Origin of the sequence: Mycobacterium kiyosense, from assembly GCA_021654635.1 — a bacterium.
Classification (GTDB): domain Bacteria; phylum Actinomycetota; class Actinomycetes; order Mycobacteriales; family Mycobacteriaceae; genus Mycobacterium; species Mycobacterium kiyosense.
This window is the reverse complement of record AP025179.1, coordinates 4,728,559-4,750,393: the sequence shown is the minus strand read 5'-3', so window position 1 is coordinate 4,750,393 and position 21,835 is coordinate 4,728,559. Positions and strand designations below refer to the sequence as shown.

23 protein-coding genes and 1 pseudogene are annotated in these 21,835 nt (G+C 65.6%); 10 read left to right on the top strand and 14 right to left on the bottom strand.

The genetic code is table 11. The features are described 5' to 3' along the window. Window positions 1-10: 10 nt before the first annotated feature. A complete protein-coding gene (locus L6444_RS22330) occupies window positions 11-997 on the top strand; it encodes a DUF7065 domain-containing protein (protein ID WP_236977312.1) in 987 nt (328 codons plus the stop codon). An 87-nt stretch (window positions 998-1,084) separates the two neighbouring features. On the opposite strand, the gene L6444_RS22325 is transcribed toward L6444_RS22330, so the two are convergent. Beyond that, window positions 1,085-1,690, bottom strand: coding sequence for an acyl-CoA-like ligand-binding transcription factor (locus L6444_RS22325; RefSeq protein WP_236977310.1), 606 nt, complete (start codon window positions 1,688-1,690; stop codon window positions 1,085-1,087). 62 nt (window positions 1,691-1,752) lie between these two features. Here L6444_RS22325 and L6444_RS22320 point away from each other — a divergent pair, with 62 nt between their 5' ends. Beyond that, window positions 1,753-3,114: a hypothetical protein gene (locus L6444_RS22320; protein WP_236977308.1), complete on the top strand. Its 1,362-nt coding sequence runs from the start codon at window positions 1,753-1,755 to the stop codon at window positions 3,112-3,114. Further along, window positions 3,111-4,394 carry a sulfotransferase family protein gene (locus L6444_RS22315; RefSeq protein ID WP_236977306.1) on the top strand — a complete coding sequence of 428 codons (1,284 nt, stop codon included), beginning with the start codon at window positions 3,111-3,113 and terminating at the stop codon, window positions 4,392-4,394. The genes L6444_RS22320 and L6444_RS22315 overlap by 4 nt, the downstream gene beginning before the upstream one ends. A gap of 31 nt (window positions 4,395-4,425) precedes the next feature. Here L6444_RS22315 and L6444_RS22310 read toward each other — a convergent pair whose 3' ends face one another. Then, window positions 4,426-5,520: a TIGR03857 family LLM class F420-dependent oxidoreductase gene (locus L6444_RS22310; RefSeq protein ID WP_255730864.1), complete on the bottom strand. Its 1,095-nt coding sequence runs from the start codon at window positions 5,518-5,520 to the stop codon at window positions 4,426-4,428. 94 nt (window positions 5,521-5,614) lie between these two features. On the opposite strand from L6444_RS22310, the gene L6444_RS22305 reads away from it, so the two are divergent. Together L6444_RS22305 and L6444_RS22300 are read left to right on the top strand one after the other, a co-directional pair. Next, on the top strand, window positions 5,615-6,214 hold the full coding sequence (locus tag L6444_RS22305; RefSeq protein ID WP_236977302.1) for a TetR/AcrR family transcriptional regulator: 600 nt from the start codon (window positions 5,615-5,617) through the stop codon (window positions 6,212-6,214). A 53-nt stretch (window positions 6,215-6,267) separates the two neighbouring features. Further along, complete coding sequence (locus tag L6444_RS22300) at window positions 6,268-6,846, top strand: TetR/AcrR family transcriptional regulator (protein ID WP_236977300.1); 579 nt, start codon at window positions 6,268-6,270, stop codon at window positions 6,844-6,846. On the opposite strand, the gene L6444_RS22295 is transcribed toward L6444_RS22300, so the two are convergent. Next, on the bottom strand, window positions 6,843-7,961 hold the full coding sequence (locus tag L6444_RS22295; protein ID WP_236977298.1) for a phosphotransferase family protein: 1,119 nt from the start codon (window positions 7,959-7,961) through the stop codon (window positions 6,843-6,845). The genes L6444_RS22300 and L6444_RS22295 overlap by 4 nt on opposite strands. Before the next feature lie 79 nt (window positions 7,962-8,040). Between L6444_RS22295 and L6444_RS22290 the strand changes: the two genes are divergently transcribed. Next, window positions 8,041-8,847, top strand: coding sequence for an SDR family NAD(P)-dependent oxidoreductase (locus L6444_RS22290; protein WP_236977296.1), 807 nt, complete (start codon window positions 8,041-8,043; stop codon window positions 8,845-8,847). Window positions 8,848-8,854: 7 nt separating this feature from the next. Here L6444_RS22290 and L6444_RS22285 read toward each other — a convergent pair whose 3' ends face one another. From L6444_RS22285 to L6444_RS22270, 5 genes and pseudogenes are all read right to left on the bottom strand, one after another. Further along, window positions 8,855-9,673, bottom strand: a complete 819-nt coding sequence (locus tag L6444_RS22285) for an acyl-CoA reductase (RefSeq protein ID WP_255730861.1) — start codon at window positions 9,671-9,673, stop codon at window positions 8,855-8,857. Between the two features lie 112 nt (window positions 9,674-9,785). Further along, window positions 9,786-9,983 (bottom strand): annotated as a pseudogene (locus L6444_RS30805) (acyl-CoA reductase); the annotation flags it as partial. Window positions 9,984-10,346: 363 nt separating this feature from the next. Further along, entirely contained in the window at window positions 10,347-11,777 is a 1,431-nt protein-coding gene (locus L6444_RS22280) for a hypothetical protein (protein WP_236977295.1), read from the bottom strand. Between the two features lie 51 nt (window positions 11,778-11,828). After that, a complete protein-coding gene (locus L6444_RS22275; protein WP_236977294.1) occupies window positions 11,829-12,548 on the bottom strand; it encodes an alpha/beta fold hydrolase in 720 nt (239 codons plus the stop codon). 61 nt (window positions 12,549-12,609) lie between these two features. Then, the gene (locus L6444_RS22270; RefSeq protein ID WP_236977293.1) at window positions 12,610-13,407 is read right to left on the bottom strand and encodes a tetratricopeptide repeat protein; all 798 of its coding nucleotides are present in this window, start codon (window positions 13,405-13,407) and stop codon (window positions 12,610-12,612) included. Window positions 13,408-13,535: 128 nt separating this feature from the next. Between L6444_RS22270 and L6444_RS22265 the strand changes: the two genes are divergently transcribed. From L6444_RS22265 to L6444_RS22255, 3 genes are read left to right on the top strand one after another with little or no spacing between them, the layout of a single operon-like run. Continuing rightward, entirely contained in the window at window positions 13,536-14,576 is a 1,041-nt protein-coding gene (locus tag L6444_RS22265) for an alpha/beta fold hydrolase (protein ID WP_236977292.1), read from the top strand. Further along, complete coding sequence (locus tag L6444_RS22260; RefSeq protein ID WP_236977291.1) at window positions 14,573-14,713, top strand: hypothetical protein; 141 nt, start codon at window positions 14,573-14,575, stop codon at window positions 14,711-14,713. Before L6444_RS22265 ends, L6444_RS22260 begins: the two co-directional genes overlap by 4 nt. Beyond that, window positions 14,706-15,884: a wax ester/triacylglycerol synthase domain-containing protein gene (locus L6444_RS22255; RefSeq protein WP_255730854.1), complete on the top strand. Its 1,179-nt coding sequence runs from the start codon at window positions 14,706-14,708 to the stop codon at window positions 15,882-15,884. Before L6444_RS22260 ends, L6444_RS22255 begins: the two co-directional genes overlap by 8 nt. 91 nt (window positions 15,885-15,975) lie before the next feature. On the opposite strand, the gene L6444_RS22250 is transcribed toward L6444_RS22255, so the two are convergent. From L6444_RS22250 to L6444_RS22225, 6 genes are read right to left on the bottom strand one after another with little or no spacing between them, the layout of a single operon-like run. Continuing rightward, window positions 15,976-16,734, bottom strand: a complete 759-nt coding sequence (locus L6444_RS22250; RefSeq protein WP_236977288.1) for a hypothetical protein — start codon at window positions 16,732-16,734, stop codon at window positions 15,976-15,978. Continuing rightward, on the bottom strand, window positions 16,731-17,783 hold the full coding sequence (locus tag L6444_RS22245; RefSeq protein WP_236977287.1) for an acyl-CoA dehydrogenase family protein: 1,053 nt from the start codon (window positions 17,781-17,783) through the stop codon (window positions 16,731-16,733). The genes L6444_RS22250 and L6444_RS22245 overlap by 4 nt, the downstream gene beginning before the upstream one ends. 7 nt (window positions 17,784-17,790) lie before the next feature. After that, the gene (locus L6444_RS22240; protein WP_236977286.1) at window positions 17,791-18,558 is read right to left on the bottom strand and encodes an SDR family NAD(P)-dependent oxidoreductase; all 768 of its coding nucleotides are present in this window, start codon (window positions 18,556-18,558) and stop codon (window positions 17,791-17,793) included. 36 nt (window positions 18,559-18,594) lie between these two features. After that, window positions 18,595-19,788: a thiolase family protein gene (locus tag L6444_RS22235; protein WP_236977285.1), complete on the bottom strand. Its 1,194-nt coding sequence runs from the start codon at window positions 19,786-19,788 to the stop codon at window positions 18,595-18,597. Between the two features lie 44 nt (window positions 19,789-19,832). Beyond that, window positions 19,833-20,135: a nuclear transport factor 2-like protein gene (locus L6444_RS22230; protein WP_236977284.1), complete on the bottom strand. Its 303-nt coding sequence runs from the start codon at window positions 20,133-20,135 to the stop codon at window positions 19,833-19,835. 51 nt (window positions 20,136-20,186) lie between these two features. Continuing rightward, on the bottom strand, window positions 20,187-20,774 hold the full coding sequence (locus tag L6444_RS22225) for a PaaI family thioesterase (protein WP_236977283.1): 588 nt from the start codon (window positions 20,772-20,774) through the stop codon (window positions 20,187-20,189). A gap of 192 nt (window positions 20,775-20,966) precedes the next feature. On the opposite strand from L6444_RS22225, the gene L6444_RS22220 reads away from it, so the two are divergent. Next, window positions 20,967-21,797 carry a mycofactocin-coupled SDR family oxidoreductase gene (locus L6444_RS22220; protein ID WP_236977282.1) on the top strand — a complete coding sequence of 277 codons (831 nt, stop codon included), beginning with the start codon at window positions 20,967-20,969 and terminating at the stop codon, window positions 21,795-21,797. Window positions 21,798-21,835: the final 38 nt, after the last annotated feature.

Below are 21,835 nucleotides of genomic sequence, written 5' to 3'. Positions count from 1 at the left end.
GGAGGAGCCGATGGGCATCACCGCCGAAGACGACTTGTTTCACCCGGCACCGCACGGCGAGCCATTCTGGAACGAGGCCAGCTGGTTCTCCTTTATGGTCCCCGAACGCGACCTCTCGGGGTTTGTCTACCTGTATCACCGGCCCAACATCGGCTATACGGTGGGCGGAGTAGCGGCCTGGGACGGCAGCGGGAGCGAGACGTACGACTGCCTGCTGTACGACTGGGGCGAAGGCTTTCAAACTCCCAGCGGCGCACAGATGTTCGACTTCGAGCTGGCCAACGGGTTGCGCGTCGAACTCCTCGAGCCACTGCGCCACTACCGGTTCACCTATCGGGGTCAGACCGCCTTCAACGCGGGCGTGGCCGTCGACCTCGACTTCGTCGCCGACTGTCCCCCGCACGACACGGGTTTCCCGAGTGGCCTCCAAGAGTGGGGCAAGGGCCATTATGACCAGCCGGGGCGAATGACCGGAACCCTGTGTGTGGACGGAGAAGTGATCGCCGTGAACTGTGTCGCTCAGCGCGATCGGTCATGGGGTATCCGCGACATCGTCAACAACCCGCGCGGCCAGATGGTCTGGGCGGTGGGCGAGCGCAGCAGCTTCCATGCCCTGGCGGTGAGTTTCCGCAAACCTGAGGATGATCCGGTGATCGGCACCGCAGAAGACATGATCCTCGGCTACTACCTGAGGGACGGACGCTACGGCGATCTGACGCTTGGCGAAGGCAACACGATCGCGGTGACCCAGCGAGACGAATCCGGTCGACCGGCGACCTATCGGGTCGAAGCAACCGATTCGCTGGGCCGGCGCCTGGCGGCGACGGGCCGCGTGCGGAATATGTTCAATTGGCAGGGATATGCCTGGCTGACTACCTTCTGGTCGTTGGTCGAATGGGACTTCGACGGGCAAACAGCTTTAGGTGAAGGCCAAGACTATTGGCCACTGCACCACTCACGCACATTCTTACGCCGGCGGCGGACGGGGCAAAGCTAACGACAGCGATCCGGGTAGTCATCAACAGACGCTGTGGCACAACGGTTTCGGTGCGCACCCGACCCAGCAGTCGTCGATTGGTCGTGGTTAACGAAGTCCCGCGAGGCCGGCGCCCAGGGTGCTGAGGGCCTCCCGAAGGTGATCGCCGAGCCTGCGTTGTGCCCGACCCCGGTGGGTGCTGACGGTGACCCGGTACGCCCCGACCGCGGCGACCGCGATCAGCTTGGCGACGTCGTCTTCGTCCGCTGAGGTGCCCCGGTGTCGGCACAACGAGTCCACGACGACGGTTTCGGCTTGCGCGACATATTGCAGGTAGCGCGCTCGCAGCGCCGGCTCGTGCAACCAGAGGTCCATTCGCTGGGTCGCGGCGCGGACGTCGGAGGCATCGAACCGCCCGATGAAGTCGATCAACGACTCGCTCACCGCGGTCCACTCGGCCACTCCGGCTGCAAGTTTGGCATCCAGAAGCGTGCCAAGCCCAGCGATTACATCCGGCAGGTCGTGGAACATGACGTCTTCTTTGGATCCGAAGTACCGATAGAACGTGCGCGGGGCGCACCCGGCGGCCCCCGCGATCGCCTCGACGGTCGTCGCCTCGAAACCGTCGCGGACGAACAGGTCAAGCGCGATGGCGACGATCTCTGCCCGTGCGTCCTGCCGCCGGCGATCCATCAGACGGGTGGGACGTTCCATGGCAGTCAGCATACAACTGTCATGTATTGACGTCGTGGCAGTCAGTGCCTATGTTGACAGCTATGTCGAGATCCGTGAACGACCGTTTCGCCGACGAGGCATTCTTTCTCTCCCGGGTCAACCCGACGGCCACCGCCGATCAGCGCGAACTGGAGGCACTGGCGCTGGAAATCGTGAAATCCCCGACGATCGTCGATGCGCAGGCGCAGGCCACCACGCGCTTCAAGATCATGGGCGGATCCGACATTCCGGCGGAGGCGCTGGACGGGATCGACGAAAAGATGGCGGAGTGGGCGTTTCACTACGTGATCCTGGCGCTGAACTCCGATTCCAATTACCCCAAGGTGCTGGGCCACGGATACGGCCCGCCGCACGAGTGGTTCGGCATGAAGGTGCCCGGCTGCCGCGGCCTGGGCACGGGGGAGAACCCGGACAACCACTACAGCTTCGTCCCGGTCGACGGGCATTCACGGTTTGCGTTGTACGGCAAGGTATCCGACCAGCCGGTCGGCGACTGTCCAATGTTCATCACCAGCAATCTGTCCCAATCGATGAACGTAGCCTGGCTGGACTGGCGCGACGTGGTCATCGCCGATGACGGCACCTTCGTCATCACCATCGATCCCGAACCGGCCAGTGGGCGGCCCAATCACCTGCAAACGACGCTCGATGCCAAGTACCTGTTCATCCGCGACGGCCGCCGCGATTGGGGGCAGGTTCCCAACGCTTACCGGATCGAACGCTTGGATGCGCCGACAGCGCCGCCACGGACCGTCGAACAACTCACGGCAGTGGCGAAACGGTTCATCATCGACGATGTCCCGACGAACTACTGGTTCAAACAAATGGTCGCCTTCCTGGAGCCCAACACGATCACCGCGCCGGCCAACAGTTCCGGGGTCGGAGGGATGCAGACCCAACAACTGCTACGCGGTCGGCTGAGCCTGGCCGACGACGAGGCCTACGTGCTCACGCTCGATCCGGGCGGCTCGGATTACTGGGTGCTCACGTTGTACGACTGGTGGCTGATGAGTGGAAACTTCTGGAGTCGCACCAGTTGTCTCAACACCACCCAAAGCGTCGCCAACCCGGACGGCACGTACACCTATGTGTTTTCCATTCAGGATCCCGGGGGTGCACAACTGGGTGGACACCCTGGGACTGCACGAGACGCTGTTCATGCAGCGTTGGCAACTGTTGCCGCGCGCCGATACGGGCGCCGACGACCAGCCGTGGGCGGGCGGAAATCCTTCTGCGCGTGGCGAACTGGTCAAGCTCGTCGATCTCAAGGTCACGTTGCCGACGGGCACGACGTGGCTGTCGCCGCAGGAACGCGAACACCAACTCGCCGAGCGGTTCGCGGCTTTCCAGCAGCGTCACATCATTTGACCAGCCAACCGGTATCAGGAGGAGTGCGACGGTGACAGATCTCGGGACGGCAACGGCGCAACCCGACCACCGCATGCAGTGGCAGCCGCCACCGCGCCCGGACTGGGTCCGGGTGGTCAACGAAGAGGGCGCCTGCATGGACATCCGGGGCATCGTGCCATTGGACGAACGCTCCCTTCTCGAAACGGCTAAGCGCAACACGGGTCTGGATGACTTCGGCGCCGACGACTGGCGCGAGCCCTTCCGATATTTCATCAGGGCGCTCGAGGACGAAGCCGAGTTGAACCTCGTGGGGCGACTGCGGACGCGCTCGGACATCCTGATATTGCTCGAAGCAAAACTTCGTATCGAAGATACCTACAAACGCCATCCGGAGATCGACGACGAGCAGATCGTCGAGCCGATCATCATCGTCGGGCAAGGCCGTTCCGGAACGTCTCTACTGCAGAATGTCCTGGCCGCCCACCCCGACAACGGCACCCTGATGCACTGGGAGATGATGTTTCCCTGTCCGCCACCGGAAACCGCGACCTACCGCACCGATCCGCGCATCGCGAAGGCCAACAAGCTTGTCGACCAATGGAACCGGGTCACGCCGACCATGCCCTCGATGCACGAACTCGCCGGCGACATGCCGTTCGAGGACAGCGCGATGATGGCCATCAACTTCATGGCGCCCACCTGGCTGGATTGTTTCGGCCAGGTACCCAGTTACGACGCCTACATCTTCGCCCAGGACACCGCACCGGCTTTTCACTGGCACCAGCGGGTTCTCAAGCTGCTGCAATGGCGCAATCCCCGCAAGCGTTGGGTGCTCAAAGATCCGATGCACCTTGATCGGATGCCAGACCTGCTCAAGGTTTATCCCGACGCCAAATTCGTTTGGCCGCATCGTGATCCCACCCGTGCATTGGCGTCGTTGGTCAGCATCATCGGGACCATCCAGTGGAGCCGCAGTGACCACCCGTTCAACGGCGTGTCACTGGAATACATGACAGATCCCAATATTTCGGCGGCCCGGTTCGCCGCGGTGATCAACCAGATGGAAACGGGCGCCATTCCGTCGGATCAGATATTCAACGTGCTCTACCAGGATCTGGTCGGCGACGTGCTGGGGACGATCGAGGACATGTACTGCCACTTCGGCATCGAGCTGACCGAAGAAGGACGTAAAGCCATGGGCCAGTACATGATCGACAACCCGCGCGACAACCGCCCGCCGCACCGGTTCAATTTCGGCTCATCCGACGTGGTCGCTCGCGCCCGGCAGGCACTGCAGGGCTACCAGGACTACTTCGGAATCCCGATCGAGTAGCCGGTCACTGCCTTGAAGGCGTTGACCGTGCTCAGTTGCCGGCGTGCGGGCGGTTACGCCAGAGATCGACCAGCTTGGCGTTGTCCGTCGGGTTGCTGCCGTAGATGACTATCTCGTCGGCACCGGCGTCGCGGAAGCGCTGCAGGCTGGTGACGCATTCGGCGGCGGTGCCGATGGCGCAGCTGTCCCGCATCCATTCCATCGGCACATGCTTGGCCGCTTCGATGAGCTGGTGCCGGTGATAGGTCAGGTCGGCGGTCTTGGTCTTCTGTGCCTTGAACAGTTCGTGTTCGGTGAGCTTGTGCAAGGTCTCGGCATCCCAGCCGTTGACCTTCGAGTAGGTCTCGACGACCGACGGCATGCCGACGATGTAGGTGAGCAACCGAGCAGCGGTCTGGTTGAGCACGCCGACGTCGTCGAAGTCGGGCGTGGTGATGACGCCGACGGCCAATCGGAATGCCGCGGGGTCGAGGCCCGCCTTTTCCCGCTCGGTCCGGATGATGTGTGCGGTCCGCGCGACGGCGTCCGGGGTGACGAGATCCAGCATGATGGCCCCATCGGCGGCGGTGGCGGCCAGCTTTGCTGCTTTGGGTCCGCCCATCAGGCCCCACCAGATCGGGGGTGGCGCGCACTGGGGCGGGTCGGCCATGAAGATGCCTTCGTAGCGTCCGGCCGGACCGTCGTAATCGATGGTCTCGCCGCGCCACAGCCTGCGGATGATGTCGATGTAGTCGACGAATGCGCCCAGCGAGTACATCTTGCCCAAGGCACCCGGCTGGTTCGCCAGCCCCAGGGTTTCCATCCAGGTGGTGTGGCCGCGGCCCAGCCCGAGCACGGTCCGTTCACCGTAGGCGGCCTGCATCGTGGCGCCGAGCGCGGCGGTGAGCACCGGGTGACGGGCACCCGCGGCCAGCACGCCGGTGCCCAGCGACAGTCGTGAGGTGACCGCGCCAACACCGCCCAGCAGCGGGCCGGTCACTTTGATGTCGTACCGCTCGGAGAGGAACCCCCGGCGCAGCCCGAGGCGCTCCGCCAGGACGGCTTCCTCAAGGATCACCCCGGGCCTGCGCTGGCGGCCCGCGGTGAGAAAAAATACCGAGGTCCTCGAGCACGGGCGCCGGAGCATCGATCTCATCAACTGCGGTCAGACTTGACATTGCGGCAGTTTACAAAGAGTGCGTACTACGTGTCAATCAGCGCGGTGCAGTACCTTGGTCCTGATGAGCAGCCCACTTTCGGCCCGCGAAGCGTTGATTGCACGTCTGCGCGCGGCGGTGGAATCGCTTCTCGAGCAAGAGATCAGCAACTACACCGAACTGACCGTCGCCGCCATCTGCGCGGCAGCCGGCACCTCGCGGCCGACGTTCTACGCGTACTTTGACGACAAGGTCGAGCTGATTCGCGCCATCGCCGCCGACACCATCGGCGAACTGGTCGGTGTCTCGGCCTCCTGGCTGGACGCCCCGAAGTCCACCCGGGCCGAGCTGAATCAGGCGATGACACAGCTGTTCGAGGGATACGCTCCGCACCGCAAAGTGATGGCCGCGGCCGCCGAGGTCGCGGCCTATGATGCCGAATTGCACGACGCCTTCATCGCCTCCATGGAGGCCGCGGCGCGTCGCGTGGCCGAACACATCGCCGAAGGCCAACGTTCGGGGCTGGTCCGAGCCGGTCTGCGCCCGTTGGCGACCGCGCGGTGGCTGGCATGGATGACCGAGCTCGGTTTGCGGCGCGCTTTCGCCGGGCGTTCGACGGCCGCACCCGAGGCGGTCGCTGCGATGACCGATGTGCACTGGTTCACCTTGTACGAGGCGGTTTAGTCGTGGTGCGAAACGGGACTCGGGCCGACTCTCGGGCACAGCGACGTTCCGAGGTGGAGCGGACGTTGGTCGCGACGCTGGAGCGCCTGATCGCCGATGAACCGCGGTTCACGGAGTTGACGCTGGAGCGGCTCGTGACTGCGGCAGGCATTTCACGCACCAGCTTCTACAAATATTTCGATAGCAAAGTCGACGTACTGGCCAGCTGGCTCGGCGAATTCATCCAATTGCTCGACCAGGCGCCGCGAACATGGTCCGGTGTGGCGGCACCGACTCGCGCCGGGCTGGCCGAAGGGATGCGGAAGGTCGCGGCCGTGTACCGGCCGCGGTTGCCGTTGGTTGCCGCTGTGTACGAAACTGCGGCAAGCGACGCCGAACTGCGGTCACAGCTCGCGGCGGCGCTCGAGTCGATGGAAGGTGCGCTGCGCCAACATATCTCGCGAGGCCAGCAGGAGGGGTGGGCCAACGCCGCGCTGGACGACGGCGAAACGGCGCGGTGGTTGATCTATCTGACCGAGAACGGGCTGCGGCACATTATCGGTCCCGCACCCGAGCGGGGTGTGCGGGAGTTGGTCGAAGCGTGGGCCGATACGGTGTGGTTCACGCTGTACCAACCGGCGGGCAGCGTCTAACGATTTCCGACGTAGTATGCGGATTGCCCAGTGGGGGCTGGGATTCCGAGAATATCCGCGAGTACGCGGGTGCCGGGGTTGTTCACCGCCATCGGGGCGTCCGGAGGCAGCAGCCCGCCGGCGATCATCAGGGAAGCGCCGCGGGCCACGATGCAACAGAACCGCACCCCGTTGAGGATCTCCCAGAACTCGACGTCGGCCAAGTTTTGGCCGCTGATCGCCGCGAACCGGGCGGACACCTCGTCGTCCGGCGGAAAGCCCGGTGGCAGCGGCAATCCCATGCCATCGGAGTGATGGCGCATCGCAAAGCGCCACCAGCCCAGGTCGTATTCCGGGACTGCGACCGTGGCGGCCTCCCAGTCCAGCACCGCGGCCACCGACAGATCGTCGGCAAACATGACGTTACCCAATCTGCCGTCGCCCCAACATAAACACGACCGATCGGGCTCGGCCGGCTGGTTGGCGCGGAGCCAGGCAAGGCCCGCATCGATCACCGGATTAGGTCGGCCGCCGCAGGCCCAATCCACCATCGACGCCACATAGCCGACGTGCTGCGCCACCAGTGTGTCGCCGAGATCGGGTCGGGCGAACGCAGACCGTAGTCCGGTGGCGTCGACATCGATCGCATGCACCGCGGCCATCGCGGCGAGGCTGTTGTCATACATCGTCGCCTGCTCACCAGGGGTGAGGTCGAGCACCCACCCCTCGGCGGTGAAAGGCGGATCATCGCGCGGCACCCGCCCGTCGAGGTGAGTCATCACCAAGAACTGCGCACCCAGCACCGAGGTGTCGCCCTCCGACCACAGCACCTCCGGGACGGGGACGCTCGAATGCTCGGCCACCGCGCGCAATACCCGAGCCTCGCGCAGCACGTCGTAATCCATGTAGATGCCGGGTCCGGTCGGCGCCACCCGCGCCACCAGCGGCCGCGCGCTGCGTACGCCGTCCTGCGTCCACTCGGCATCGAACATCACCGTCTCGGCCGAGAGCCCACTTTCCTTCGGCACGCGCAAATTGGTGATCACCGGGTCCGCGCCGGCGGGAAGACGCCCGGCGAGCCATCCGGCGAGCGACTCGGTCGCCAGGGCTGGATCGATGTTGCTCACGAGCGCCATTCGCAAGACCTTACGAAGAGTGCGCACTCAATGTCAACGATGTCTTACCCGCAGTGCGGACATGCTGTAAGAACTCTGTATGACATCTGGATCCCGACGCGGCCTACCCGCACCGCGGCGCACCGGCACTGCTCTGGTAACCGGCGCGTCCTCCGGCATCGGCGACGAGTTCGCCCGCCAACTATCCGCCCGGGGCCACCACGTCACTCTGGCCGCCCGGCGCGCGGACCGGTTGGAGAAATTGGCCGGTGAACTCGGCGACGCGCTGCCGGTCAGATGCGACGTCGCGGATCCGCAATCCCGCGCAAATCTGTTGGGCGCCATCACCGACGCGGGCCGGCAGGTCGACGTGCTGATCAATTGCGCCGGCTTCGGCGGCGGCGGGCCGGTGTGCGAATTCGACCCGGACCGCGCGGTGGAGATGCTGCGCACCAATGTGGAAGCGGTGTTCGCGTTGTGCGGGGCGCTGACGCCGGCTATGGCCGCGCGCCGGTCCGGCGCTGTGGTGATCGTTTCGTCCCTTGCCGGGATACTCTGTCCACCAGTCAATTTCGCAGCCTATGGGGCCAGCAAGGGGGCTTCGTTGCGCTACGCGCACGCGCTCCACTACGAGATGGCCAAAGTCGACGTTTCGGTGACCGCGCTGTGCCCGGGCCCGATCGACACGGAGTTCGGTGTCAGCTCCGGCCTGGAAAAGACGATGTCCGCGATGCCGGCTTTCGCCAAGGCCACCCCCGCGGATTGCGTCGCCGCCGCCTTCGCGGCGCTGCAGCGCGGCAGGCGGGAGGCCATCCCCAACGCCGTTGTCCGCGTTGCCGCCACAGCGGCGCGCAGGACACCGGCCGTGGTCGCTTCCCGGGTGCTGCCCGCCTTCTTCCGCGTCTGAGCGCGGTTCAGCAGCTACCGGCTTGGCTGCCGTCGAGGAACAGGCTCCCGAGCGGGTGCGACGCGGGAGTGAGCTCTTCGTCGGTCACCCACCTGCAGAGCCGGTGCAGCGGCTCGAACGCGTCTTGCGGCCCCGCGAAAGTCGGTACGCACGAGTAGCCGAGCGACACGATGCGCTGCGCGCCACACAAGGCGGCAGCGTCGCGCAGCTGTTCTTTGAGGGCCTCGGGATAAACACCGACAGTCTGTGTGTAGCTGTCGAACTGGTTGACCGCGTCGGCGACCGAGTCCACCGGAACCAGGTTGGCGACGCGGTCGTCGAGGGCCGCGGCAAAGTCCACCGGCTCCGGAAGCCGGGAGACGATGATCGCGCCCTCGCCGTCGCGACCACCGATGACGGTGAACCAGTCCTCGTCGAAGCGTGCGGCATCCAGCGCGCCGCGCAAGGCGGGGGCGATTCCGCGCTTGGGCCGGGTGCTGACGTGCTCGGGCAGCGCGATCAATTCGCGGTAAACCCGATCGCCGAATTCGGCGAGGCGTTCGACACCCCGGCCGTCGGTACCGGACTCCACGAACACCGTTCTAGCGTTGGCGCACGCGGCCTGGTTCAGGTGACCGATGTCGACCGCCAGCCGGCGGGCCGCCTCGCCGAAAGCCGCGTCACCGGCGAACGCCGCGGCACCGATCACGCTCGCACTGCGTTTCGGGTCGAAGCTCACCAGCTCGAGGCCGGGCTGCAGATACCGGGTCAGGTGTTTGATGGACGCGAACCCGCCCCATGCCACCACCTTGTCGAAGTGAGCGGGCTGGTAGAGCGACCGTTCCACCCGCTCGTCGCCGCCGCGCCAGTAGGCGGCGCTCAGATGCCGGGTGACGGGGATGATCGGGCGCCATCTCGCACATCGTCATCGCGATCGCCGTGGCTGTCATCGGGTCGTTGGAGGGGCTCTTGATGATCGCGTCGCCCCGGGTCAGCGCATTGCGAATCACGCTCAGCGCGGACAGCATTGGTGAGTTGCCCGCCGTGATGTGCACACACCTGCTGCCGAATGCGCGGACCCGCAGCGTTCGGCCGTCCGAAAGCACGGTGGGGACCCAGCCGTCGAGGTAGGCACGGCCGATGCCGATATCGACCATGTCGTCGAGCGCGGGGCGCGCGAAAAAGCGCCGGCATCAAACGGTATTGCTCGTCGACGATCGGCTGGGTCGTGGGCGCCGCCGCATACGACATCTCCCGCGCCAGCGCGAGGTGTTGGTTGCTGCGGCAGTCCAGCCGGCCGCCGAGTTCGACCAGGTAGTCAATGATCTCGGCGACCGGCAACGCCAGCAGGTCGCTCAGCGCGGTCGGATCGGTCAGCGGCAGCGACGCCAGGTGACGCGAGATGTCGGGGGCCAGGAACACCCCGCTGTCGGAGCGCGCACCGAACTCCTGCAGATCCTCGGTGACAACCCGGCCCCGCACGACCAGTGGCACCACGTTCTGCGTGAGCTTCGGGGCGTTCATATCGACGACAGGAATTCGACGGTTTCGCGGTGGGCCGCGTCGGTGGCCGCACAGGTGATCTTGTCCTCGCCGTCGCGCGCCGCGCCGAACCGCTCGATATCGCGCTCACAACCGGGGGTGGTTTGCCCGCAGGGGCATGGGTCGTAGTGGACCTTGACCTTGTCGCCGGTGATGAATCCACCCCAACGGGTCTTCACCGCGAGGTCGAAGAATGCGGCGCGTCCGGTCACGCTACCGGATCGGGGCAGCGGAGCGCCGGTCTGGGAATCCAGCACGAACGGTATCAGCCACGGGTTGAAATGAAACCGGCCATGATCGCATTCGCGTGCGGCCAAGGTGATTTCGGACATGCCGTAGCCGGGACGGATCCGCTTCGCGCCGAAGAACTCCACCACGTCGTCTTCCCAGCCGTCGGGCTGGACCATGCCCTTGGCGCCACCGCCCAACGCCAGTACCGAGTCAGGCGCGAACACGTCGCGCCGACCCGCGGCCAGGCCGGCCAGCGCCAGGTTGTGCACGGTATGCCAGACCGCGACGGTGAAGATCCGGCGGCCCGCCAGCTCGGTGGTGACCCGGTCCAGGAATTCCAGCAGCAGTTGCGGCATCGCCGAGAGCAAGGTGTCGAACTCCTCCTTGCGGGCCAATAGCGTTGGATCCGGATTCAGCTGGCGCACTGTGCCTTTGGCGGTGGCATCGCGCAGCCGTCCGGCCAGATACATCACGTCGGAGCTCAGTCGCGACGGTAGGGCGGCGTGAAAGTGCTCCTCGCCCTTCGCGACGTGTGCCGCGATTGCGTCGTTGAGCCGGGTGACCATTGCGCTGCCGTGGCGGAAATAGGGAAACAAGACCTCGATCGGGGCGGTCTGGCGGCAGTCCTCATCGGTACCGAAGTCTTGGATGAACACGGCGGCGAATGCGGCGCCCAGGGTGTCGAATTCCGCTTGGCTCCACGGCACCAGTGAAAACGAACCGGATGTGCCCGAGGAGTGACAGACCCGCAGTGGAGTCTGTGCGTCCAATTGCATGAACCAGTCGTCAAGGCAACGACATTCGCCGGCATCGAAGCCAGTGAGGTCGACGGTGGTCAGGCGCGAAAGCCAACGGGTGAGGTCCGCGAAGCGTTTCCGGTCGATCAACGATGCCGGGTAAGACTTGTAGAAGGCGTGATCGAACAGCAGCGGAACGACATCATCCAGCGTGTCGACGCGCTGCACATTCAGCTCGTCGGCCACTCGGCGCAGCAGCGGGATCTCGTTGCGCAACTGCGTGAACCGGGTGCGAAGCGCATCCCGTTGCAGGTCTTGCAGGGCGTCGGACTCGATGCCGTTCATCCGGGTCAGCGAGCCCGCGAAGGCGTCGATCGGGTCCTCGAGGAAGCCGTCGAGCGACGGAGACCGCTGAGGTTGCTTTACACCGAGTACGCCCACAGTGTAAAACTGTAACGACGGCCGCGCGCCAGCGTCAAGACGGCTGTGGCCTCAAAGTCCGGTGAGGGCCGCGATCAGGTCGTCGGTGGCCGACAGGAACGGCGAGTGGTCGGCGTCGAGCTCGATGAATTCGGCTCCTGCCCGTTCGCTCATGTCCCGTTGCAGCTGCCAGGGCACCGCACGGTCCTCCCTCGACCCGATGTAGGTCTTCGGCACGGCACCGAATCGCGATCCCGTCACCCGCACGATTTCGAGGACCGGAGGCAGCGGCTCGGGGACGAGTCGGGATGCGGTTGCCATCGCGTCCGCGTGGTCGCACCGGTTGAAGAACCCTTCGACCGCGGCCTGCGCGGACGACACGAAAATACTGGCCCCGTCATCCGATGTGGTCAACGTGCCTTCGCGGGCGAAGAAGCTCTGTGATGTGGGCGCCAGAATGGTCTGCAACGCGCCCTCGCCGTCACGCAGGATCAGTGAGTTTACGAAGACGGCTCGGGCCAAAGACTTTGCCCGCGCCTCTGCGGCGAGGGTGGCGGCAAGACCACCCAAGCTGTGCGCGACGAGTATCACCGGCTCCTGGCAACGGTCGATCGCCGCGATCACCGTCGCCGCATAGGAGGCCAGGTGCGGGCGCGCCAACGTGGCGCCGCCCGGACGCCCCGGCAGGTCGACCGCCTCGACGTGATGCCCCTGTTCGCGCAATGGTTCCGCTACCCGGTCCCAGCACCACGATCCGTGCATCGCGCCATGGACGAGAACGAACGTTGACATTTCGGCGCCCTTCTCCCGGGTAGGTCAACAGCATCGCACGACAGTGCAGATCGCTCCGCGCTCAGTCACCAGCACGTCGGCTCCGCAGCCAGCAGAGCGTAGTGCTCGCTTCGGGCTGCCCGGCCTCGGCCGCAGCGCGCCACCATCGCTCGGCGGCCGCAATGTCGCCGTGCTGATAGCGGTAGGTGCCGACGTTGTACTGGGCGTCGCGGTGTCCGGCCCGTGCGGCGATGCGCCACCAGTGTTCGGCGACGTCATGTTCGCCCCGCATGTGATGACTGACGCCCAAATGATATTGGGCGTCAACATGACTGGACTCGGCGGCGCTGCGCCACCAGCGCTCGGCAGCCCGTTGGGCGCCACGATCTTGGCAATCGACCCCGAGGTTGTATTGCGCCCCGGCGTGCCCCGCCTGTGCTGCTACGCGCCACCAACACCGAGCTTCGGACCGCGCCGATTCGGTGCCGGTGAGATCGAGCAGCACGCCGAGGTTGTATTGCGCATCGGTGTGGCCGGTTCCGGCGACCAGGCGCAACCAGTCCTCTGCCTCGGGGTCGCCCCGCAGCTGCAACCGCACGCCGAGGTTATACCGCGCCTCGACATGGCCTCCCGATGCCGCAAGGCGCCACCAGTATTCGGCCTCTTCGCCCGATCGTCCTGTTGCATCTTCGTGCAGCATCACACCGAGGCTGTATTGAGCTTCGTGGTCTCCAGATCTTGCCGCACGCCGCCACCACTTCTCGGCCGCCGCCCGTAGCGCGACGTTGCCTGTCTCATAGAGCAGGCGAGCGCGTTCGCAGCTCATATCGCCGTCATCACCGGCGCCGTCCGCCTCGACCTCGAACTCAGCGTGGGGCATGTCTCAACCTAGATAATTGCGATAACGATCGTTTCTTTATAGCATCGACATAGCTGGTAATACCTCTAATGTAGTGCGTATCACGCTGTGAACGATCGGACTTATTGCGACTGATGGTCAAAATATCGATGCGGGATCGCACGCGCCGACGCCTGGGTCTGCGCGGACGTCGGCGACCGAATACCGGCGCGACGCACTCCGAACACCCCGACCGCGAGTGGGCGGAGATGGACTGGAATCAGCACGTGCGTGGCGCTGCCGTACGTGGCCGGTACGTGCACTACGTCGACGTCGGAACCGGCCGGCCGGTGGTGCTGACGCACGGCCAGGGCGGAGCATGGCAATGGTGGCTGCGGGTCATCCCCGCGGTGGCGCGCCACCACCGGGTGATTGCGCTCGACCTCGCGGGCTTCGGCGCATCGGAGCCGGTGGGCGCCGGGGATGTCTTCGAGGAACAGGTCGCTACCGTGGTCGGACTGTTGGACGAGTTGCGGCTGGCCAAAGCGACCATCGTGGGTCACTCGATGGGCGGCCTCGTCTCGCTCAAAGTTGCGTGCGACCACCCCCACCGGGTCGACGGGTTGATGTTGATCGGCTCCGGTAGCAACATCATGGGTCCGGCGCGACTGCGGGCGATCTTGTTGGGCTTCCGATTGTTCGACCGGGTTTTCCGGTTTCCCACCGTGCCGCGCATTATCGTGCGATGGCGTCGCCTACGGGCCGCGTTCTTCAAGCTCGCCGTGGCGGAGACACATCACATCACGCGGTCGTTGGCCGCCGAACTGGTGCCGCGGATGGCGGCGCCGGGGTTCATCGCCGGCATGGAAGCCGCTGGCAAGGCGGTGGGAGAAGCTACCCCCGAAGCTGTCCGCGCTCCCGCGTTGGTGGTGTGGGGCCGTGGCGACCGAATCGTTCCACTCTCGTCGGGACGCCAACTGGCAGCAGCCATTCCCGATGCGCAGCTGGTGGTACTCGATGACGTCGCACACTGCGCGATGCTCGAGAAGCCCGCCGAGACTGCGGCTTTGATCATCGATTTCGTCCGCGACCCCAGGGCCGGCCGGGCCGCGAGAGACTCCGCAACGGACGTGGTCGACCGTGACGATAGTCAGGCCGGCGCCCGGATTGCGCAGTGGGAGAATACTTTCGGAGAGGAGAACTGGGGATGAACCGGGAGGAACTTTGGTCCGACCTGGAGAACTGGGGCCGCGATCCAGTGCTGTCCGAACTGGATGCGCTGATGTGGCGTACCGATCGGCACCCGCAGGGCGCATGGTCTGGGGTGGTGGTGCAGCTGCTTGCTTGACACCGTCCCGGATTGGGAGCGGCTTCGGGCTGCTCATGAGTGGTTCGTGGAGATCGTTCCGCGGTTCGCGCAGCGAGTGGTCGATCCGGTGCTTCCGGTCGGCCCACCGATGTGGGAGGACGACCCGTCCTTCGACCTGGACTACCACCTGCGGCGGGTGTCGTTGCCCGCACCCGGCACGCGCAGTCAGTTGCTCGAACTCGCGCAGACGATCGGGCTGACGCCGTTGGACCGGTCCCGCCCGCCCTGGGAGGGCTACCTGGTCGAAGGCCTGGAGGGTGGCCGCGCGGCCTACGTTATGCACGCTCATCACGTCTTCATGGATGGGCTGGCGCTGGCACGGTTGCACGAGCGTGTCCTCAACACGGGCCGTGAGCATCAGCCCGACAAACCCATGCCGGTGCACGAACCGGTGCGGCGCAGCCCCATCGGTGTGGCAGTCGAACAGATCGGCCATCAGATCGCCGGCACCCCGAAGGCTCTTTTCGGGACTGGGCGAGCGGTAGTCAAAGCGGTCGGCAACCTTCGCTCTACCGCGGACTACGTGACTTCGTTGGCGCGGGTGGCCGGACCGCCCCCGAAGAATCCGTCCAAGGTCCTGCAGGGCGGTTCCCGAAAGATGTGGCGCTTCGGGACCATGGAATGCGAACTCGACGACCTGAAACGTGCGGCGAAAGCGGCAGGCGGCACGCTAAATGACGCGTACGTCAGTGCGCTCCTCGGTGGGCTGCGGCGGTATTGCAGCGCCAACGGCGAAGAACTGGAAGATGTTCCGATCTCGATGCCAGTGGCCATGCGCTCTGCGGACAACGCGACCGGCGGCAATGACTTTGCCGCCGCCTATTTCCTGGTGCCGTCCGGCGTGGCAGATCCTGCCGAGCGGATCCGGGCGATGCACGAGCGGGTCCAGCACGTGCGGTCCGAACCCGCCCTGGGCTTCCTCGGTGCCATCACCCCGGTGCTCAACCGCACCCCTTCGGGTGTGGCCGCGGCGATCCTCGGCGCTGTCGGGGGGAGCGGTGCTCACCACCAGCTCATGGCCGGGCATTACCGAGGACCGCTACATGGCGGGCGCGCGCTTCGACCGGATGTTCGTCTTCGCGCCGTTGCCGGGCACCGTTTTGACCTCGGCCATGTGCACCCACTGCGGGCGTGTGCTGTATCGCCATGAACGCCGACGGCGAGGTGTTCAAAGACCTTGATCTGCTGTGGAACTCGATGCAGGAGAGTCTGGACGAAATTCTCGCGCTCGGCCGCTAGACCTACCTCGACCGCGCCCCGGGGCTACGGCCGACTGGCGCGGGGCTCGACCGCCACGACGTCATCGGCGCTCCAGCACGCTTGGCATCGACGATGATCACGAAGCTCCAGACGCACGCGGCAAGGCAGATGCCGACGTACTGCCAGGAGTGAAAGAATCCGCCGCCGAAGAAGAAAATCGACACGACCGAATAGAGCACGGCCATAACGGAGTAGCCGATCCACTCCAGCAGGGATTGACCACGCCCGTCGGGGCGACGGCCCAGCATCGCGCTCGCCGAGGGTCCGCCCCACAACAGCGTCGCCATGAACGACAACAGGTACAGATCGTCGGCGAGTGCGCCTTTCAACAGTGCCCAGCTGACCACGCCGGCGGACATGGCGCCGACGATCCGGATGGTGTGCTCCCGCTGGGACCGGCCGGGGGAGAGCTCGTCGCGGCCGTATTGAATTGTCTGCCAAGCGAAAATCGACTCGGCGGCAAACGTCACGATGATGGCGAACCAGAACAGCTGCATGAACCAGTGACTGTGCCGGCCGCCGAACCAGTCGCTGAAGTGCAGCAGATAGGACCCGTCGTGCGGCCACCAGAGGGCCGTCATCCACAGCGCCATCGGATAAACCCGGTCGCGTTTTCCCATCCGGGCGCCTTCGATGAAGAAGACGAACATCGCGACAATCGACAGCCCGCCGATTGCAACGACGGCGATCGCGTTGTGCGAGATCGCGTCGAGCGTGGTCCGGGGATCGTAGGTATTCATTGCTGTACCAAGGTATCCAGGGCGACGGTGGATGCCAACGTTCGGCGGGGATCGGAGTAGGACGACGCGAGCACGCGCAGCAAACGCGCGTCGGCGAACGCATGCGAGACCGGGTATTCGCGCATATATCCGTAGCCGCCGTGAAGTTGGAGGGACTGGTCGACGGCTTCGCCACAAACTCTGGTTGCAGTGATGCAGGCGGCAGCCGCGTCGGCTGCATCCAGCTCACCGGTGCTGCGCGCGTGCACGCAGAGATCGACGAAGGCGGTCAGCCCGGCCACCTCGGCCCAGAGCTCGGCAAGCCGAAAGCGGGTGTTCTCGAACTCCGCCAGCGGCCGGCCGAATACCTTGCGCTCGTGGACGTAATCCACCGCCAGCGTCGTCGCGGACCGTGCGCTCGCCAGCGCCAACACCGCGAACCACAGATCGATGTCACGACGCAGTGCGGCCGGGGAACCGATCTCGGTTCCGGCGGTGTCGACCGTGCCATTGCTGAGCGTGACGTCCGCCAGGCCGGCGTCGCGTCCGGCGAGGTTGCCAACGATCGGTGTGACGGCGACCCCTGGTTGATCGAGCGCGAGCAGGGCAACGGAGTCGGTGCCCGTTATCAGCAGCGCGTCGGCGATGCGGCCGGCGGCGACGTTCGAGAGGATGGCGGGCGCGGGAACCGCGACCAGCTGACCGGCGCTGAGACCGGGTAGCCACCGTTGTCGGTCCGCCGCGGTGGCGTGATCGAGCAGAAAAGGGATAGCGACGCCGGCCTGCAGTGCCCAGAGCACGGCCAGGCCGATCGCCCCGGCCGCGACCGTCTCCTCGATCAGGACCGTCAAAAACCCGAAGTCGTCGGCACCGCCACCGCCGAACTCCTCGGGCACCGCGGTACCCAGGAAGCCCGCGGCACCGGCCGCGGCGACCACGCTGCGGGGCGTCGCATCGGCCTCACGCCAGGCGTCCAGGTTCGGTGCCACCTCGGTGGCGATGAAACGCTTGACGCTGTCGCGGAACGCCGCGTGATCCTCGTCGAAGAAGCGTCGGCGCTTCGAACTCACCCCGAAATCACCTCGGCGCCATGCGAATCGCGCCATCCAAACGGATGGTCTCACCGTTGAGCATGCCGTTGTCGATGATCGCCAGTGCCAACCGGGCGAACTCGTCGGGCAGGCCCAGCCGACTCGGATGCGGGACGGTCTTTGCCAGTGAGGCCCGTACCTCGTCGGAGACCTTTGCCAGAAGCGGCGTGTCGAAGGTGCCGGGCGCGATGGTGCAGACGCGGATCGCCTTGGACGCCAGGTCGCGTGCGGCGACGATGGTCATGCCGACAATGCCTGCCTTGGACGAGGCATACGGTATCTGTCCGATCTGGCCTTCGAACGCGGCCACGGACGCGGTCAGGATGACCACACCGCGATCACCGTCGATCGGCTCGTTGGTGGCCATCTGTGCGGCGGCCAGGCGCAGCACGTTGAACGATCCGATGAGGTTGATACCGATGACCTCGGAATAGGTCTCCAGTGAGCCGGGTGAGCCGTCTTTGTTGACCACCCGCACCGGACCGCCACGTCCGGCGCAATGCACCACCGCCCGAAGCGGGGCCGCCTCGACGGCGGCGTTGATCGCCGCGGTGACTTCCTCGGGGTTGCGGACGTCGGCGGCGACGAACTGCACCGCGTCGCCCAGTTCTTTCGCGACGGTTTCGCCGTTCGAGGAGGGCAGGTCGGCGATGACGACCCGGGCGGCGCCGCCTGCCACGAGGCGCTCGACGGTCGCGCGACCGAGCCCGGATGCGCCGCCGGTGACGACCGCGCTGATTCCGTCAATCTGCATGGTTTGCTTGTCCTTTCGGATCCTTACGGGGCCTTTTCAGAGCCGTTCGATGATGGTGGCGTTGGCCATTCCGCCGGCTTCGCACATGGTTTGCAGCCCGAAGCGGCCGCCGGTGGACTCCAACGCGTGCAGCATCGTCGTCAACAGCCGGGCACCGGACGCCCCGAGTGGGTGGCCCAGCGCAACCGCCCCGCCGCGGGGGTTGAGCCTGGTGGGATCGGCATTGAAGTGTTGTGCCCAGGCCATCGGGACCGGCGCGAACGCCTCGTTGACTTCGTAGTGGTCGATATCGGCCAGCGACATCCGCGACCGCCGCAACACCCGCTCGGTGGCCGGGATGGGGCCGGTCAGCATGGTGATCGGATCGTCGGCGGCGAGTCCGAACGCATGGAAACGCGCCCGCGGGGTCAGGCCCAGTTCCGCGGCGGTGTCGTCGCCCATGATCAACACCGCCGCAGCCCCGTCGGCCAGCTGGGACGAATTTCCCGGGGTGATGTGCCAGTCGGTGATCTCGGGGAAGCGTGCGGCCATCTCGTCGGAGTAGAACGACGATTTAAGCGTCGCCAGACCCTCGACCGTGGTCGATGGCCGGATGGTTTCGTCGGTACTGACCGTCTGTCCGTCGGGCGTGGTGATCGGCACGATCTCGGCGCTGAAGTCGGCCGCGGCGGCATTGCGATGGGACCGGGCGGAAAACTCGTCGATGGACTCGCGGTCGAGTTTCCAGCGGGCGGCCACCAATTCGGCCGAGACGCCCTGCGGCACGAGTCCCGGCGCATAACGGTGCGCCACTGCCGAACCGTACGGATCCTGCCCGATCCGCGCGGTGAACATCGGGATCCGGCTCATCGACTCGACACCGGCCGCCACCACGATGTCGCACGCGCCCGCGATCACGGCCTGTGCGGCGAAGTCGGCGGCCTGCTGGCTGGATCCGCAGGCCCGGTGCACCGCCACTGATGGCACGCTCTCGGGCAGGCCTGCCGAGAGCCACGCCCAGCGTCCGACCGGCCCGGACTGTTCACCGACCTGACTCACACAACCGGCGATCACGTCGTCGACGCGAGCGGGATCGACGTCGTTGCGGGCCATCAATTGACCAATCACCTGACCCAGCAGCTCTACGGGATGAACGCCGCTCAGCGCCCCGCCGGGGCGGCCGTCCTTCGGTGGCTTCCCCTTGGCCATCGGGGACCGGACGGCATCGACAATCACTGCGCTACGGGACATCTCGGCCTCTCTTCGGTGTGTCTTTTGGTTCGACTTGCGGCGGTTCAGGCGTGCTGCGGCTGGCTGATCGCCGCGGCGTCCCAGTAGAACGCCTTGATTTCCTGGACCCGGTCGCCGGAGAACGACCACACCTCCAGGGCAGAGTTGGGAACTGTGTCCTCGGAGCCCGGGTTCTTCCATTCGAAGGTGATCCAGGCGACCACGTGGTCGCCGTCGCCGATGGTCCGAAGCAGGGTGAGATTCGTGGCGCCCGCTTGGTTACCGGCTTTCGCGATCCCGGTGAACAGCCCCCGCGTAGCCGTCGACTGCCCTCCACCCGGCCGCCATGCGGCAGCGACGGCGGCCATTCGATCGAGGCATCCTCGGCAAAGTGAGCGTCGATCGCGGCCGCCACCGCATCAGGGTCGGCGCCGCTGAGCGCGGTGTAGAAGTCGGCGACGATCTGGGCGTTCGACATCGGGTACCTCACTGTGTCCGGAGCGGGGGATTATTTTAGAACCGTATCGTCTCATTAAGGGCTGGGCAATGGCGGCCCCCCCGGAGCCACCGGCGATCATCGTGCCCTGGCTGGTGGCGCAGCGGTTGCCGTCGCGGTCCTCGACCACGACTTCGACGAACTTGGTGCGCCGCCCCCCGCCCAAGCCGGTCGCGCGAAACGTCAGCGGCGCGTGGGCGGGTGAATGAAATTGGATATGCAGCGACCCGGTCGCGGGCAACAGTCCGGGTTCGCTCATCCGCACGGTAAGAGCGCCCATGATCTGATCGGCCGCAGCGGTTACGGTGCCCCCGTTCACGGCCCCATTGGGGTTGGGGGTCAGCGTCGAACGTTCCATACGAAAGATCGCCGACATGGCATTGAACTCCGTGCACACCAGGCCCACGTCGCGGCAGTAGGGCAGAGCGTTGACCCAGGTCAACCAATCCACGGTGGGGCCCGACGGCGGGTTCCACCACTCCGCTTCGGGCGGGATCCGCTCTTCAGGCATCTTCAGGCTCCGGTTCTCGTTTTCCTGAGACAATGTAAACGATCGTTCCCGCTAGGGTAGTCGCCCCCGGGCCGTGTGTGGCCATTGACACAAACGACCCAAATCGGCAATTATGAGACATTGAACCTTAAAAACGTAGCCCGTCGGCAGAACGTCCGTTCGGGAGAGACTGAAGACAAGGACACCAACTTCATGGGACTCGCCGACAACAAGGTCGCCTTCATTTCCGGGGTAGCGCGGGGGCAGGGCCGCTCGCACGCGGTGCGACTCGCCGAGGAAGGCGCCGACATCATCGGCTTCGACATCTGTGCCGACGACCCCTCGGTGGAATACCCGCTTGCCACCCGCGATGATCTCGACGAAACGGGCAAGCTCATCGAGAAGTTCGGCCGCAAAGCGCTGCTGTCGGTCGCCGACGTTCGCGACCACGAGGCGGTTAAGCGGATTGTCGACGAGGGCGTGGCAGAGTTGGGGCGGTTGGACATCGTCCTGGCGAACGCCGGCGTGATGGCCATTACCGGCCAGCAGCGCCTAGCGCGTGAAGCGTTCCTGGCCGGCATCGACATCATGCTGGTCGGCGTCTTCAACACCGTGATGCCGGCGATTCCGCACCTGCAGGCCGGCGGGCGGGGAGGATCGATCGTGATCACCAGCTCCACTGCGGGCTTGGTCGGCGGCCTCGGCGACGGCTCGCCGGGGGTGCTGGGCTACACCGCCTCCAAACACGGGGTAGTCGGATTGATGCGCGCGTGGGCCAATGTGCTTGCCCCAGATAACATTCGGGTGAACACCATCCACCCGACCGGGGTCAACTCCCCGATGATCGCCAACGAAGCATTCGGGCGCTACGTGCAGGAGTTCCCGACGATCGCGCAGAACCTGCAGAATCCCCTGCCGGTCCCCAACGGACTGCTCGAGCCGCAGGACGTGACGGACTCGATCATGCACCTGGTTTCGGACGCGGGCCGCTACATCACCGGCAGCACGTTCGTCATGGATGCTGGGTTCACCAATAACCGATGATCATCTAACCGGAAATCATCGAAGTCGCTGATCGGAAG